The sequence below is a fragment of the Massilia sp. W12 genome (genome assembly GCF_037300705.1).
In the GTDB taxonomy this organism is placed as follows: domain Bacteria; phylum Pseudomonadota; class Gammaproteobacteria; order Burkholderiales; family Burkholderiaceae_D; genus JACPVY01.
Map to the genome: position 1 here is coordinate 5822399 of NZ_CP147776.1, position 16136 is coordinate 5838534.

At 58.0% G+C, this 16136-nt stretch carries 11 protein-coding genes; 5 read left to right on the forward strand and 6 right to left on the reverse strand.

What is annotated here, in order from left to right; all coding sequences use genetic code 11:
- Window positions 1–2: 2 nt before the first annotated feature.
- From V8J88_RS23975 to V8J88_RS23990, 4 genes are all read right to left on the reverse strand, one after another.
- Complete coding sequence (locus V8J88_RS23975) at window positions 3–3227, reverse strand: type I restriction endonuclease (protein ID WP_338846813.1); 3225 nt, start codon at window positions 3225–3227, stop codon at window positions 3–5.
- A gap of 116 nt (window positions 3228–3343) precedes the next feature.
- Window positions 3344–4570: a restriction endonuclease subunit S gene (locus V8J88_RS23980; protein WP_338846814.1), complete on the reverse strand. Its 1227-nt coding sequence runs from the start codon at window positions 4568–4570 to the stop codon at window positions 3344–3346.
- Window positions 4570–6108 carry a type I restriction-modification system subunit M gene (locus tag V8J88_RS23985; protein ID WP_338846815.1) on the reverse strand — a complete coding sequence of 513 codons (1539 nt, stop codon included), beginning with the start codon at window positions 6106–6108 and terminating at the stop codon, window positions 4570–4572. Before V8J88_RS23985 ends, V8J88_RS23980 begins: the two co-directional genes overlap by 1 nt.
- A gap of 14 nt (window positions 6109–6122) precedes the next feature.
- Window positions 6123–6707: a restriction endonuclease subunit S gene (locus V8J88_RS23990; protein WP_338846816.1), complete on the reverse strand. Its 585-nt coding sequence runs from the start codon at window positions 6705–6707 to the stop codon at window positions 6123–6125.
- 475 nt (window positions 6708–7182) lie between these two features.
- On the opposite strand from V8J88_RS23990, the gene V8J88_RS23995 reads away from it, so the two are divergent.
- From V8J88_RS23995 to V8J88_RS24015, 5 genes are all read left to right on the forward strand, one after another.
- Window positions 7183–8910 (forward strand): methyl-accepting chemotaxis protein, encoded by a 1728-nt coding sequence (locus V8J88_RS23995; RefSeq protein WP_338846817.1) that lies wholly within the window; start codon window positions 7183–7185, stop codon window positions 8908–8910.
- 49 nt (window positions 8911–8959) lie between these two features.
- Complete coding sequence (rsmD, locus tag V8J88_RS24000) at window positions 8960–9577, forward strand: 16S rRNA (guanine(966)-N(2))-methyltransferase RsmD (RefSeq protein WP_338846818.1); 618 nt, start codon at window positions 8960–8962, stop codon at window positions 9575–9577.
- Window positions 9578–9662: 85 nt separating this feature from the next.
- A complete protein-coding gene (coaD, locus tag V8J88_RS24005) occupies window positions 9663–10148 on the forward strand; it encodes a pantetheine-phosphate adenylyltransferase (RefSeq protein WP_338846819.1) in 486 nt (161 codons plus the stop codon).
- A gap of 3 nt (window positions 10149–10151) precedes the next feature.
- Complete coding sequence (locus V8J88_RS24010) at window positions 10152–10409, forward strand: YfhL family 4Fe-4S dicluster ferredoxin (RefSeq protein WP_338846820.1); 258 nt, start codon at window positions 10152–10154, stop codon at window positions 10407–10409.
- Between the two features lie 753 nt (window positions 10410–11162).
- Window positions 11163–11897 (forward strand): hypothetical protein, encoded by a 735-nt coding sequence (locus tag V8J88_RS24015; protein ID WP_338846821.1) that lies wholly within the window; start codon window positions 11163–11165, stop codon window positions 11895–11897.
- 101 nt (window positions 11898–11998) lie between these two features.
- Here the strand turns inward: V8J88_RS24015 and uvrA are convergent, their stop codons facing one another.
- Entirely contained in the window at window positions 11999–14845 is a 2847-nt protein-coding gene (uvrA, locus tag V8J88_RS24020; protein WP_338846822.1) for an excinuclease ABC subunit UvrA, read from the reverse strand.
- Window positions 14846–15320: 475 nt separating this feature from the next.
- Window positions 15321–15887 carry an RDD family protein gene (locus tag V8J88_RS24025; RefSeq protein ID WP_338846823.1) on the reverse strand — a complete coding sequence of 189 codons (567 nt, stop codon included), beginning with the start codon at window positions 15885–15887 and terminating at the stop codon, window positions 15321–15323.
- Between the last annotated feature and the right edge of the window lie 249 nt (window positions 15888–16136).

The following is a 16136-nucleotide window of genomic DNA, read 5'->3' on the forward strand; positions in this document are numbered from 1 at the left end:
TTTCATTCCGCGCGCAGATTTTTGCCGCGCACCAGGGCGATGCGCACAATTTGATTGCAGACGGTGCGCGCATGCTCCATTCCCAGCATTAAAAACAGACGCGGCAGCAGCCGGCTCTTGATAATGCTTTCCACCTGCTCCGGATTGAGCGTGTTTTCACGCAAGGCCGGTTGCACCACATCATCAATCGCCAGCGCTTGATCAACATAAGCGCTTTGCTGCGCCGCATTGGCGGCGGCGAAATGCGCTTCGCCCAGGCACAGGCGGAACAAACCGTAGTAGGCGGCAGCGCTGCGGCGGCGCTGGAAAATTTCCGGCAGGGTGTCAATCTGCCGGCTTTGCCATTGCTGCTCAAGTTGCCGCCACAAGGCATGCTGTTGCTGCCAGTCCTGTCCCGCTTGCGCAGCGCGCTGCAGCGCTTGGGCATAACGTTGCTGGAACAGCTGGCGCGCATAGGGGTCGTCATCCAACTCCTGTTCCAAGGCCAGGCGCAAACGCTGCTTGCTCAGTTCCGCCTCGTTTTGCCAGCGCTCCGGGCTCCAACTGTGGTCTTCCTGCACATTTTCTTGCGCGCTCATGCCATGTCTTTGCAAACAGGTGGCGCATAACTGCAGCAGGCGCGGATCCGGGCTTTGATTCGCATCTTGCAGCGCGCGCCGGTACAGCAGACTGAAAAAACGCAGGCTTTGCAAATGTGAATCGAGTTCGGCGGCCCCGGCTTCCTGCTGCGGCAGGCGGCTGCTGAGTACGCTTTGCAAGGCCCAGGCGTAGTTGGCGAAGGCTTGGCAGAAAGCCTGACGCAATTTGTGCGATTGATCTTGCAGCACTTGCGAGCTGTATTGCGGCAGCAGGCGGCAGCGCAAGTGTTCGCGCAATTTATCCGTCAGCAAGGGATGCGTCGCTTCCAATGAAAACAGGGCGAATAATTGTTGCTGCAAAGGGGCCAGTTGTTGCCACAGCTGGCGCGTGGAATGCAGCAGGCCCTCCAGATCCTGGCGCGGATAGCCGGACAGCAATTGGGTTTGCCAGCCGCGCGGCGCGCGCGCGCTGTCGATTTGCGCCAGCTGGCCGCGATAATCAATCAGCAGCCCGTATTGTTTTTGCGCATGACGCCGGTTACAGCGATGCAGCACATCCAGCAGCATATATTCCGGCAGAACGCCATCCAGATACTGCACCGCAAGCGCGGCCCCGGGCGCGCTTTTTTCCACCACCACCAGCAAATCAGGCCCATGCGCAGCATGGAATTCCTGCAGGGTTTGCCGCTCATACTGTTCAAAATTGTCGAAATGGCTTTCGATTTGCGCCTGCCATGCCTGCAACAGGGCCGGATCTTCCGCGCCGTCGCCTTCCGCGATTTCCGGCGCCGCCAGCAACAGCGCGCTGTGCGCCAGGCCGCTGGCTTGCAGCAAATGCGCCAGCCGGATCGCCGCGCTTTTATTGCGGCACAAGACCATGCCTTTCAAGCCCGGCGCGGCGGGACGCACATGGCGGCTGAAATGCAGGGCGATATCCAGCGCCAGCACGGCGTCGCGCGCATCTGCCGCCATCTGCTGCAGGCGCGTGAGCAGGGCCAGATTCAATTCCCGCTCCGCCGTTTGCATATCGTGCATGCTGGCGGCCAGCCATTGCGCCCCATTCACCGGTTGTGGCGGCAAGGGTCTTTCTTCATATTGCAGCGGTGCGATTAAGCCGTCCTGCAATGCTTGTTGCATGCTGTAGCGGTGCAAGAGCGGGCCTAAAGCGTGCTGATCGTATTCGCGTTGCAGCAGGGCGCTGCCGGAAAACGCCAGGAAGGCGGCGCGCGGCAAGGCTTTTTTCATGCGCGCGTACAGTTCGGCGTGCGGGCCGCGCAAGCCTTCATCCAACAGCACCACCAATTGGTGGCTGGGGTTGTAGCACAAGTCGAGCGCGGCGGCGGCGGCGAAGCGCTGCACCTGGGTAAACACAATCCGTTCATTGCCGGAACTGATGCGGCGCGCCAATTCATGCCCGGAGCGGCTTTTGCCGCGTTCGCTTTTGCCGCCGCCCAAACCGCAATGCTGGAACTGCAGCGCCATTTGCGCTTCCACTTCGCTGCGTTCGCTGATGATCAGAATACGGCAATCTTTCAAGCCTTCATGCAGCAGCATGGCGCGCGCCAAAAACGCCATGCACATGGTTTTCCCGGCTCCGGCGGCATGCCATAGCAAACCGCCGAGGCGTGCGCCGCGCTCATTGCGCTGGCTGATGCGCTCCAGGCAGGAGCGCACCGCAAAAAATTGCTGGCTGTGCGCCGCCAGCCGGCCTTGCCGCTTGTCGTGCAACATATACGAGGCGAGAAACTCCAGCAGGCGCGCCGGTTGCAGCAAGCCCAGCACCAGGGTGTGCGCCTGATCCAGTTGCTGCTCTTCCTGCCATAAGCGTTTGAGTTGATTGCGCTGCGCCAGACTCAGCTCGTTTTGCAATTGGTTGCGCACTTCCATGCTCAACGGGGTGTTCAAGAGGCGCTGTAAATATTCTTCGCTGTATTGCTCTTCATGCCAGCAAGACCAGTGCGGCGCGCCGCTGCAGGCGTAGCGGCCACTGTGCGCGCCGAGCGCAAACAAAAGCTGGGCGTGGCCATACAAATGGGCCAGTTCATGCGCTTCTTGCAATTGCTGATGCTGCGCCATGGCTTGCTCCAGCTGTTGCGCATCGCTGGGCGCGGCGGCGTCGCCGGTTTCAATCAAGGCCAGCGGAATCCCGTTGACGAAACACACCAAACCGGCTTGCCGCACATGCTTGCCCTGCGCTGCGCACATCTCAAACATATCGCACACTTCATAGCGATTCGCTTTGCGGTTGTGCCAGTCGATAATCGGCACCGTGGGCTGATGTTTTTTGCCATCCGGCAGAAATTCAGTGATTGTCACGCCCAGCCGCAATTTGTCATACAGCTGCGCGCTCATGCCGGCTACGCCCTGTTGCAGGGACAGGCTGCTGACTTCACGCACGATTTGCTCAATCCCGTTCGGGGTCAGCAAATGCGCTTGGCCATTGTGTTGATAGCGCCGGCTTTGCAATACTTCCACCAGACTGCTGTGCAACAGCGCCTGGCGGCGGTTGCCGCGTTTCGCCAGCGCCTGTTGCGGCGACAGATAATGCCAGCCGAGTGCGCACAGCAGATTCAAGGTGCGCAGATGGCGCGTGCTTTGGTTGCCGTCGGTATGCATGGCGGCAGGTTGGGAATCGATTGCGTTGGACATGCTGTCTCCCCTCAGATGAAGTGCAGATAAGCATGTTAGCCAGCGCAATCCGCGCCAACAATGCAAGAAATCTCATGGTTTTTGCCGGCGCACACGGACACTGGAAGCGGCTGGATTCAGATCTCTGTGCGTTGAAACGGCAGGGCGCCGGCGATAAAGCGCTCAATCAATTCCATTTTTTGCTGCAGCAAGGCGGCGCGCGCCGCGTGTTCCAATTGCAGTCTGTGCGCCGCTTGATTCAGGCTGGCGCTGATCTCCGTTTGCGCTGGCGGCGGCGGCAGCCAGATCTGTAAATCATGCAATTGCTTGCTGCTGAGCTGCGGATAGCTGGAGCCGGCCACCAGGCTGGCGATTTGCTGCTGCAAAGCGGCCCCGAACAGGCTGTGATACAGGAAATCGGTGCTGATCTGCGCTCCCGGCGTGAGCACCGCCATGCCGCTGGAGGCGATGCAGCCCTCATGTTCCGGCAGGGCGCGCGCCAGCCCCTGCAGATCAGGCCGCACCAGCGATAACAAAACATCGCCGGCATGCACCACGCGCCGCGCGCGCGCCGGCGCATCGGCTAAGCTGTGCAGATCCGGCGCACGCCAGATGTCGCCTTGCTTTAAGTGTTCAATCCGCAAATAACGGATCGGCTCTTGCGGCGGCCATTTGCTGCGCACCAGCGATTCGGCGTCGATTCGCACCGCATCGCCGAGGCGGACTTGGCGCCAGCCCTGATCGCTGCGCGGGCGCAGCAAAAAGTGTTGCAGATTGGCTTGTTGCTGGCGGCTGTTGGCGATCAATTCATCACTGGTCTGCAGCGCCGCATCCCAGCACTGCAAGGCGTCCACCATCACTTGCTGCTGCGCCATAGGCGGCAGCAAGACCGGGAATTGGCGTAATTGACTGATGCTGATCGAGGCTAAGCTGGTGCTGCGCTTGCCATAGCGCAAAAAGAAGCGCCGGCCATGGCTGGAGGCGGTCAGCGCGCTGAGAAAGTGCGGCAGCAATTGGCTGCGCTCGGTTTTCACCACAAACACATGATTTTGATGCACGCAGGGCGCAATCTGTCCCTGCCAGACATCGCCGCGCCCGAGCATGTCGAAATTTCCGCCCTCGGTCAGCAGCACATCGCCGACCGCCAGCGCATAGCGCGCGATTTGCCTGGGATCTAAGCGCATATGCTTGATGTCTTGCAAATCGAGATAACCGTCCTGCACATTGGCGACCCGGATATACGGCACCTCCTGCGCCGCCGGCGGAGTGTGCCGGCTCAGCGCCAGACCGGTGCGCACGCATGCTACCTGCTCCAGCGGCGCCATGCGCCAGCCGGGCGGCAAGGCCGGACAATCTGCCTGCATCAGCCGCCCACCACTTTCAATTCCTGCGGCAGAATGCCGAGTGCGCGCAAATGTTGATCCATTTCTTCTTCCAGAGTATGCAATTGGCGCTGCAATAAGGCGCGTTCTGCGCGCAGACTCAGGAAATCAGTCTCAGTCTGGTCTTTTTGCGACAGCACATAGCGCGAAATATTCAGATTGTATTCATTGCGCGCCAGTTCTTCCTCATCCGCCAGCCAGGCGTACCCCGGCACGCTCTGGCGCGCTTGCACCGTGTGCAAAATCTTTTCAATGTCGCAGGGCCGCAATTGGTTTTGATTTTTGCCATCCTGATAGGCGTTGCTGGCGTCGATAAACAGCACATCGCGCCGCTGCCGCTGGCGTTTGAAGAGCAAAATCGCGGCTGGAATGCCGGTGCCGTAAAACAGCTTTTCCGGCAGCCCGATCACCGCATCGAGCAGGTTTTCCTGCACCAGCTGGCGGCGGATCAAGCCTTCCGCCGCACCCCGGAACAAGACCCCGTTCGGGGCCACCACCGCCATTCTGCCAGTGTCTTGGCGCATGCTTTCAATCATATGCAAAATAAAGGCGTAATCGCCCTTGGTGCGCGGCGGCAGACCGCGTCCGAAACGGTTCCAGGGATCTTCCAACAGGCTTTCATGGCCCCATTTTTCCAGCGAGAACGGGGGATTCGCCACCACCACATCAAAGCGCATCAATTGCCCATCGCGCTCCAGCAGCTTGGGTGTGCGCAGCGTGTCGCCCCATTCGATGCGGTGATTGTTTTCGCCGTGCAAAAACATATTCATCTTGGCCAGCGCCCAGGTCGAATTAATCGCTTCCTGGCCGTACAGCTCATATTCGCGGCTTTGTTCGCGCTGGCGGATCAGTTGCCCGCATTTCATCAACAGCGAACCGGAGCCACAGGTCGGATCGTAAATTTTCTCGCCGCGTTTGGGATCGACCAGCAACGCCATTAATTGCGAGATTTCCGGCGGGGTGTAAAACTCGCCCGCTTTTTTGCCGCTGCTGGCGGCGAAATGCTTGACCAGAAATTCGTAAGCATTGCCGATCACATCCAGCGCGCCAACCCGGCTCGGACGCAGATTCAAAACCGGCTTGGCGAAATCTTCCAGCAGATGGCGCAGGATATCGTTTTTCACCGCCTCCTCGCCCAGCCGGGTGGAATTGAAGCTGATATCGCGGAACACTTCGCGCAATTTGCCGGCGTTTTGCTCGGCGATCAGATGCAGCGCGCGGTCGATCCGCTCGCCATTGCCGGGCTGATGGCGCTTTGCGTGCAGACTGTGGAAATTCGCTTCCGGGGCCAGCACAAAATTTTCCGCCTGCATCAATTCTTCAATCAGCTCGGGATGTTCGCCGAACATTTTTTGATGCCCTTCATAATGGTCTTGCCACACATCCGAGATGTATTTCAAGAACAGCATGCTGAGCACATAATCTTTATAGACATTGGAATCGACCACGCCGCGAAAGGTGTCACAGGCCTCCCACACTGCGCGGTTGATCACATCTTGTTCAATCGCTTGCTGGTTCATGCTTTTCTCCCGGTTTAAGCTTGCGCCAACAGCAGCCGGCGCACGATGCCTTGCATCTCGCGTTCACGGTTTTTGCGCAGTTCTTCCAATAAGCCCTGTTCGCGCTTGTGAGCGGCGGCCAGAGCCAGAATTTGTTGTTGCCGCTCCAGCGGCGGCACGCTCAGCGGCAGCGCTTCCAAAATCCCGCGCCGGATCGAGAGCTGGTCGCTGCCCTCGGCATTGCGGTGCAAATACTCTTGCGCAGGTTCCTGATTGATTTGCCAGGCCAGAAAACCCGGCAGCAATTGCATGCTGCAATGCGGCAGCAGGCGGATCAGGAAAAAATATTGCGAACAGACCGCAGGCCCCGGCACATGCTCCAGATGCACCGCGAAATTGCGCGCGCCGCGCGCCAAAAACAAAATATCGCCATCGCGCAGCCAATCCGGTTTTTTACGTCCGCCCGGATTGGTGCGCGCCACCTGCGCCCAGGCCACTCCGTGCAAAGGGTTGACATCGCGCATTTGCACGGTCAACGCGCAGCCATCGGCAATTTCCGGCACACTGCCGCGAAACGGATGACCGGCGCGCACTTCAGCATACTCACTCAAAATATCCATATTGCGCCACCAATCGAAAATCTGCTCTGCAGCGGCAGAGCTGGGTAGGAAGTGCTTCGCTCAGGCCTGCGGCATTCTATTGCATCATTGAAGATGATGCAAACTGCGACGCGGCGTTTTTCTGGAAAAATCCATCACGCTCCTGACTGTTTTGCGCACGCGCCGGGACGCACAGGCAAGCCAACTATATGCCTTTTTCACCATCCGCCATGATTTTGCAGCCATGAGAAATCACACGATTTGTCAATTCCGCCTTGTGTTTTTTGGCGCGCTGCGTGGCTTTTACATCAGGCATGCAGTGATGCCTTGACAAGCACTGCTCCTGCTAGTGAAATGCAAGATGCCTTGCGCATTGCGCGCAGTATGCGGATCGCAATGCAAGCCCGGGTCTGGCCCCGGCGGCAATAATCGTGATCAACCGACGCAGCCTCTGCCGGCGCTGCGCCACAAGCGGGGGATGAAGATGCTGTCGAATATGAATATCGGTATTCGCCTGACCATCGTGTTTTCGGTCATGCTGACTTTGTTGGCATCGGTTACCGGACTGAGTTTATGGCGCATGCACGACTTGCACAACGATCTGGAGCAGTTGTCCAAAGTCGAATGGGAAAAAAGCAAACTGGCCATGACGGCGCTCGACAATGCGCGCGGCAGCATAGGCCGGGTGTTCCAGCAAGTGGCGCCGGGCGAATCCGGCGATAAAACCAAGGGTGTGGAGCGCTTGCGCGAGAATACCGCAAAATTCCAGGACGCCTTGAGCAAACTGGAAAAAGCGATGAGCGAGGCGGCGGGCCGCGCCAAGGTCGATAAAGCCAAAGCCAGCGGCGCCGCCTACATCACTTCCTACGGCAAGGCCTTGCAAGCCGCGACTGAGGGGCGCAGCGAGCAGGCCGGTTTTATCGCTTATGGCGAAAGCTATGCGGCCTTGCAAGCTTTCGCCAACGATTTGCGCGAACTCAATGAATACCAGCAAAAAGTGTTCGATCAGACCGCCCGCACCAGCGATGAAAACCTGGCGCGAACCAGCAAGATGGTGCTGGCTTTAAGCGCGCTGGCGCTGGTGGTCGGCGTGTTGGCGGCGCGCCGCGTCACTGTTTCCATCGTCAGCCCTTTGAACGAAGCAATCAATGTGGCCGAGCGCGTGGCGCAGGGTGATTTGAGCGTGGAAGTGCGTTCCAGCAACAAGAGCCAGTTGGGCAATCTGATCAACGCGATTGGCCATATGAGCAGCAGTTTGGCCACCCTGGTGGCCAAGGTGCGCACTTCCAGCGATGTGATTCAGCATACCGCGCACCAGATCGCGGCGGACAGCAGCGATTTGTCCGCCCGCACCGAGCAGCAAGCCAGTTCGCTGGAAGAATCAGCGGCTTCGATTGAAGAGCTGACTTCCACTGTGCGCCAAAGCGGCGACAATGCGGATGAGGCCAACCGTCTCGCGCTGTCGGCCTCGGAAGTGGCCGGCAAAGGCGGCGCGGTGGTGGCTGAAGTGGTGCAGACCATGGGATCGATCAATGAATCTTCCAAGAAAATCGTGGACATCATCGGCGTGATTGACGGGATTGCCTTCCAAACCAATATCCTGGCCCTGAACGCTGCGGTGGAAGCGGCGCGCGCCGGCGAACAGGGGCGCGGTTTCGCCGTGGTGGCGTCTGAGGTGCGCAGTCTGGCGCAGCGCAGCGCCAGCGCCGCCAAGGAAATCAAACATCTGATCACCGCCTCGGTGGAAAAAGTCGAAGTCGGCGCCAAGCTGGTGGATCAGGCCGGCGCCACCATGGAGGAAATCGTGACCTCGGTGCGGCGCGTCACCGACATCATGGGCGAAATCGCCAACGCCACACGCGAACAGGTCAGCGGGATTGAGCAAATCAATCAAGCCGTCAGCCATATGGACGAAGTGACGCAGCAAAACGCCGGTCTGGTGGATGACGCCGCCTCGCAATCCGCCGCGCTGGAACAACAGGCGATGCAATTGCATGATGTGGTGGCAGTGTTCAAGCTTTCAGCCGAACGGGAGCGCGAGAGCGCCGCCGCGCAACATGCGGCGCATGGCGCAGGCGGACATAAGCCGGCCCGGCTGGCGCCGCCGCGCCCGACCTTGAAGCGGCCTGCGCCAGCCCCAAGGCCCGCCCCGGCGCCAGCGGCGCGGCCGGCGCCGGCGCCGTCTTCCAGCTCGACCCAACACGACGGCTGGGAGGAATTCTGATGTCGGCAGGCGGGTGGCCTGTTACAATCCGGCTTTTTAAGCCCAGGCCGTGAAAACCAAAACCACCCGCCCGACTTCCGCCGCTGCGCGCCGTCCGCAACAAGTGCGCATTATTGGCGGCGCATGGAAGCGCACCCCTTTGCCGGTGCATGACGCAGAGGGCTTGCGCCCGACCCCTGACCGGGTGCGCGAAACCCTGTTTAACTGGCTCAATTTCTTATGGGAGCTGGAGTGGGAGCACAAGCGCGTGCTGGATCTGTTCGCCGGCAGCGGTGCGCTCGGTTTTGAAGCCGCCAGCCGGGGCGCCGCCCAGGTGGTGCTGTGTGAAAACCAGGCGGCGGCATGCCGCCAGTTGCGCGCCAATCAGGAAAAATTGCAGGCCACGCAAATACAAATTCTGCAAGGCGACGCTTTTCTCAGCAGTGCGCGTCTGCCGGGCGCATTTGATTTGATTTTTATCGACCCGCCGTATCAATTGGCGCTGTGGCCGCGCGCGCTGGAGAGTGCTTCCAAATTGCTGGCGCAAGATGGCCTGGTGTATCTTGAATTGCCTAAAACACAAGAAATTCCGCCATTTCTGGCTGATTGGACTATTGTGCGCAGCATGCAAGCCGGGATGGTGGCGTGTTACTTGCTGTGCCGCAATAATTGCAGCAGATTTGCCTGATTTTCGTGCATAATCGGTGTCGTTGCATGTCGTAGTTGTCCCATCATGCAGCATTCCCATCATTCCGTTTTGCAAAGGATACAGGATGGTCATCGCCGTCTATCCCGGTACATTTGATCCATTAACCCGTGGTCATGAAGATTTGGTGCGTCGCGCCTCCGGCCTGTTTGACACCCTGGTGGTCGGGGTTGCAGACAGCCGCAATAAAAAGCCGTTTTTCAGCATGGAAGAGCGCTTGAATATTGCACAAGAGGTGCTGGGACACTATAAAAACGTGCGGGTGGAAGGTTTTTCCGGCTTGCTCAAAGATTTCATCCGCCGCCATGACGCGCGCGTCATCGTGCGCGGTTTGCGCGCGGTGTCCGATTTTGAATATGAATTTCAAATGGCCGGCATGAACCGTTATCTTTTGCCTGATGTGGAAACCCTGTTTTTGACGCCATCCGACCAATACCAATTCATTTCCGGCACGATTGTGCGCGAGATTGCGGTATTGGGCGGCGATGTCTCAAAATTTGTGTTCCCCTCGGTCGAGCGCTGGCTGAAAAACAAGGTCGCTCAGGCGGAGTAAAGCATGGCCTTGATGATTACCGATGATTGCATTAATTGCGACGTCTGCGAACCGGAATGCCCGAATGAAGCGATTTTCATGGGGCCGGAAATTTACCAGATTGATCCCAATAAATGCACCGAATGCGTCGGCCACTTTGCCGAGCCGCAGTGTCAGCAGGTGTGCCCGGTTTCCTGCATCCCCTTCAACCCGGAATGGCGCGAAAGCCAGGAGCAGTTGATGGAAAAATATCATCAACTGCAAGCGGGCAAAGCAGTCTGATCTTGTGCCGCTTCAGGCGAATCCAGCCCGCAAGGCCGGCTTGCGTGAAGCGAAAATCCTGCGTCTGAAATTGCGTTGAACGGAATTTCTGGCGCACGGCATGCCATTTGCGCGGCCTGCGGCTGAGATTGCGCCAAGGTTTCGCCTGTCCACAAGCCGAAACGCTGCGAAGGCCCGGCGCTTGAAAAGGCATCACCGCAAGCCGGCAAATCCACTTGCTTTATTTCTTTATGGCAATTCCCGTTGCGCATAAGAAATTTTGCGCTATTATATGAACAGGCGGCGTTTTATTTCATTGCCGCCGCTGAAAAGCGCCAGCCGTATCGCGTTTTTCACAGCCTTCCCGTGCAGCCCTTCTCAATGCTGCGCATGTATGGATCGCCTGCTTGCGATCACAGTCGTAAACGGCCTTGAATCCGCCGGCATTTTTTCTTTGCAGCAAAGCGTAACAAGTCCCACAGCCAGAATATTGCGGTTGTTGGCTTTTCGTCTGAACAACAAGGGAGAAGCGCCATGAATCATGCAGTCATCAATCTTGCTGTTACAGCTGTAGCCCATCGGCGCGCGCCGACAGTTGGCATCGCGCGTCAACGGATGGAAGCCCGTTCCCGGGTATTGCCGGTGCGTCACGCCACGCATGCACGTTGGCGCGGCGCCTCACGCAGCAGTGAGGCTTGCATTGGCATCTTTTTATTGCGTCCAAAGCCAAGAAGGCCGGGGCCGCGCCGTTTTTAAGCAGGGAAGGAGAGCATCATGCGTGGCGATATCAAACGCATGTTGGCTTTGCCCCTGGCGACATTGTTCAGTTTCTGGCTGTTGGCTGGTTTGTGCATGGAGCGCCTGGGGGTATTGCAACAACAGGGCAGCGCACAAACCCGTGGTATTGCGCTGAAGGTGGATTTGCTGCAGCAGTTACTCAGCAGCAGCGATGCGGAAGAACAGGCTTGGCGCAGCTTGCACAGCGCCACCGGCATCCGTGCGCAGCTTGAAGCACGGCAGGAATTGGAACGGCAGGCTGGCTTGATCAAACGCATGATAGGTCAGTTGCACACGCAGCCGGGACAGGATGGCGATTTATTGCAAAGTCTGCAGGATACGCGCACAGAATATCTGCGTGCGTTGGCCGGTGGCGTTGCGCTGTCCCCGTTGCAAATGCACGCTGTCAGGCAGTCTTATTTCAACAGCATGCATGCGCTGTTGGATGTGTGCACCCGCCAATTGCAAAGGGCGGATGGAGTGTTGCAGCTGGAGTTTTGGCGCGCCTGCCAGTATGTCATGGGCGCCGGGCTGTTCTTGAGTATGGCCTTGATCGGGCTGAATGTCTGGCGCTGGCGCCAGGCGCAACGCGAAAAAACAGTTTGCGTTGAAAGTGGTTTGATGGATGCCGCGCAGCTGGCGCATCTGGCGATCGAAAAAGCCAGGCAGGGCGCGCGTCTGTGGTCGCAACAGCCGGGTTGGTCGAAACGCGGCGAAGTAGGGGGAATTTGACGGTTTCAGTCACAGGGGGCTGCCGTCTGTACATTCCCACCACGGGCGGCAGGTGACATCGGGGGGCGCAGGTCGCCCCCCTTTTTTTATTTCAACAGTATTTATTTCAACAGCGGGGCCAGGTATTTGCCGGTCACGCTGTCGGCATGCGCCGCCACCTGTTCCGGCGTGCCGCTGGCGATGATGCGGCCACCGCCGGCCCCGCCTTCCGGCCCGAGGTCGATCAGCCAGTCGGCAGTTTTGATCACGTCCAGATTGTGCTCAATCACCACTACCGTGTTGCCATGGTCGCGCAGACGGTGGATCACGGTCAGCAATAAGTCGATATCGTGGAAATGCAAGCCGGTGGTCGGTTCGTCCAGAATGTACAGGGTGCGTCCGGTGTCGCGCTTGGATAATTCCAGCGCCAGTTTCACGCGTTGCGCTTCGCCGCCCGACAAGGTGGTGGCGCTCTGTCCCAGGCGGATATAGCCGAGGCCGACATCGAGCAGGGTTTGCAGTTTGCGCGCGATTGCCGGCACTGCGCTGAAAAAGGCGTGGCTGTCTTCCACCGTCATTTCCAGCACTTCATGAATATTCTTGCCCTTGTATTGCACTTCCAGGGTTTCGCGGTTGTAGCGTTTGCCGTGACAGACATCGCATGGCACATACACGTCCGGCAAAAAGTGCATTTCCACTTTCAGCACGCCATCGCCCTGGCAGGCTTCACAGCGCCCGCCTTTGACATTGAATGAAAAACGTCCGGGGCCGTAGCCGCGTTCCTTGGCCGCCGGCACGCTGGCGAACAAATCGCGGATCGGCGTGAACAGGCCGGTGTAAGTCGCCGGATTGGAGCGCGGAGTGCGCCCGATCGGCGCTTGATCGACCGAAATCACTTTGTCAAAATGCTCGCCGCCCTGCACGCTGTCATACGGCGCCGGATCAGTCGAGGAGCCATACAGCTGACGCGCCATCAGCGGGTACAGGGTGTCATTGATCAAGGTCGATTTGCCGGAGCCGGAGACCCCGGTGACACAGGTCAGCAAGCCGACCGGCAGATTCAGGGTGACTTTTTTCAGATTATTGCCGCGTGCGCCTTTGATGGTCAGCATGCGCTCAGGGTCCGGCTTGGTGCGCTGGGCCGGCACTGCGATTTTCTTTTTGCCGCTCAGATATTGTGCAGTCAGCGACGCTTCATTTTGCATGATTTGCGGCAATGTCCCTTGCGCAATCACGGCCCCGCCATGCACCCCGGCGCCCAAGCCCATATCGACGATATAGTCAGCGGTGCGGATCGCATCTTCATCATGCTCCACCACCAGCACGCTGTTGCCGATATCGCGCAGATGTCGCAGGGTGGCGATTAAGCGGTCATTGTCGCGCTGGTGCAAGCCAATCGAGGGTTCATCCAGCACATACATCACGCCGGTCAAACCGGAACCGATTTGCGAGGCTAAGCGGATGCGCTGCGATTCGCCGCCGGAGAGCGTGTCAGCGCTCCGCTCAAGGGACAGATAATCAAGGCCGACATTATTCAAAAACTGCAGGCGGGCGACGATTTCTTTGATGATGCGTTCGGCGATTTCCTTTTTTGCGCCCTGCAATTCCAGGCGCTGGAAATAAGCCAGGCATTCGCGCAGCGGTTGCACCGAGATTTGATGAATATTGCTTTCCTGCGCAGCTATGCCGACTTTGACAAAGCGCGCTTCAATCCGCAGCCGCGCGCCGTGGCAGCTGGGACATTCTTTGCGGTTGATGTATTTGGCCAGCTCTTCGCGCACCGCCATCGAATCGGTTTCGCGGTAGCGCCGCTGCAAATTATTGGCGATGCCTTCAAACGGATGGTTGCGCACAATGCTGCGCCCGCGCTCATCCTGGTACACAAAGGGAATATTTTCCTTGCCCGAACCATGCAGCACAATGTCTTGCATGTCGACCGGCAGTTGTTCCCATGGCAGATCGAGGGCAAAGCCGTAATGCTGCGCCAGCGCTTCCAGGGTTTGGAAATAATACGGGTTGCGTCTGTCCCAACCTTTGATGGCGCCCGAGGCCAGTGACAGATTGGGGAAGGCGACGATGCGTTTCGGGTCGAAAAATTCAATATGTCCCAGACCATCGCATTCGGGGCAGGCGCCCATCGGGTTGTTGAAGGAAAACAGGCGCGGCTCCAATTCCTGCAGCGAATAGCCGCACACCGGGCAGGCGAATTTATTCGAGAATAAATGCTCTTTGCCGCTATCCATTTCCAGCGCCAGCGCGCGCCCGTCTGCCAGACGCAGCGCGGTTTCAAAGCTTTCCGCCAGACGCTGTTTAACATCCGGGCTGGTTTTCAGGCGGTCCACCACCACGTCAATCGTGTGTTTTTCCGTCTTTTTCAGCTTGGGCAAATCATCCACTTCATAGATGCGCGCCTCTTGCGTGCCGCTTTGCACGCGAAAGCGGATAAAGCCCTGCGCTTGCATATTCGCAAACAAATCGGCGTGCTCGCCTTTGCGATTCGCCACAACCGGGGCCAACACCATCAGCTTGGTTCCATCCGGCAGGGCGAGTGCGGCGTCCACCATTTGCGAGACCGACTGCGCGGCCAGCGGTTTTTCCGGGTGATCCGGGCAATACGGGGTGCCGACGCGGGCAAACAGCAGGCGCAGATAATCATGGATTTCTGTCACCGTGCCGACAGTGGAGCGCGGATTGTGCGAGGTGGATTTTTGTTCGATGGAAATGGCGGGCGATAAGCCTTCGATCAAATCGACTTCCGGCTTATCCATCATTTGCAGGAATTGGCGCGCATAAGCCGAGAGTGATTCGACATAGCGCCGCTGTCCTTCCGCATACAGGGTGTCAAAGGCCAGCGAGGATTTACCGGAGCCGGATAAGCCGGTGATCACAATCAATTGATTGCGCGGCAAATCCAGGTTGATATTCTTCAGGTTATGCGTGCGTGCGCCGCGAATCCGTATCGTATCCATCGCTGTCCATCCCAAGTGGCAAGGGCCGGTTGGCCCGGCAAAGCGGGTATTCTACTGTATTTTTAATCAGTGGGTTGGACTGGGCAACTGCCTTCAGGGCAATCGCATCAAACTGAGCGGTTTACTATGTCACAAAATGAATTCGTGTTACAGGTGTCAAAATTGGCGGACGTGCATCGTGTGCGTTTGCGCAGACGCCAATGCGAAGGGGCGAGTGGCGCCCGTTCGCTGCCTGTGCATACTGGCGGCCGTGTTTTGGCGTAAGCTAAGCCGCAAGAAAGACAATGCGCATGCGTGGCGCCATCTGACGGGCCAACACGGTTTTACGTGCGCGACGTTTGCGGGCGACCTGCCGGTGCGCCCCTGCGCTGCAGACGCCGCGGCCCAAATCACGCATTTGGATGCGTTCCAATTGAGCGGGATGGGGCAATGTAACGCGCAGCTTGGTTGAGATATTAAAACGGCTGGCGGCAAATTAAAGCTCGGCCCGAACAACAATAGTGCCAGCAGCCATGTCGCCAAGACGCATACGCTGTCGCCCAAACGCAAACAATGCATCAATGACGAAGAGAACATGCGAGAAATTACGCCAAAAGGAATTGGTCCAAGTGCACGACAGGCCGGATTTTATTTGCACCACGCGAATCCCAAGAAGACGTTTGCCGACACTCTGCCCAGGGATGGAGTCCCGGAGTAAGAAGTAGGCGAGCCAAAGAATGATATACCCGATGGCGTAAAATTCATTCGAAAAGAATCGAAGTGGCGCCAGGACAAGGGACAAAGCAATGCCAACTCCCACGGTGTCGATTGCGAACGCGACAAGGCGCGCTGCCAGCGGGGCGAGGCGCTTGTCTGCTTCTGATTGCGCTGCTTTGGCCTGCACAGCACGGGCGCGCGCAGTTCTGGCATGGTCTGCAGAAACTCCGCGCTTTGCCAGAACTTCATGCAAGACGAGGCGCGCCTCATCTGTAAGATCCTCGCGCGCTATTTCCAGCAGCACATCAGTATGTTGGCGTTCGTAGTGTTCTCGTAGTGGCTGCATGATTCAAAGGAAAAAAATCCAACTGTTTGTATTCAGAGTATGGCCTGACGCTCAAAGTCAAGGGCGATGTGCAACATAATCGGGCTCGCTCTGAAACTAATTAAAAAATCATGATAGATTGTAAAGTTAGGCGATGGAAATGGCTAGGGGCGACAACCCACTGAGTGGGTAGCCGCCTCCGTGAATTAGCCGTTAGTCCAGCAGGCAGAAAAAGATTTTAAAGAGATGCTTAGGGAGCGGGAGTTGGTG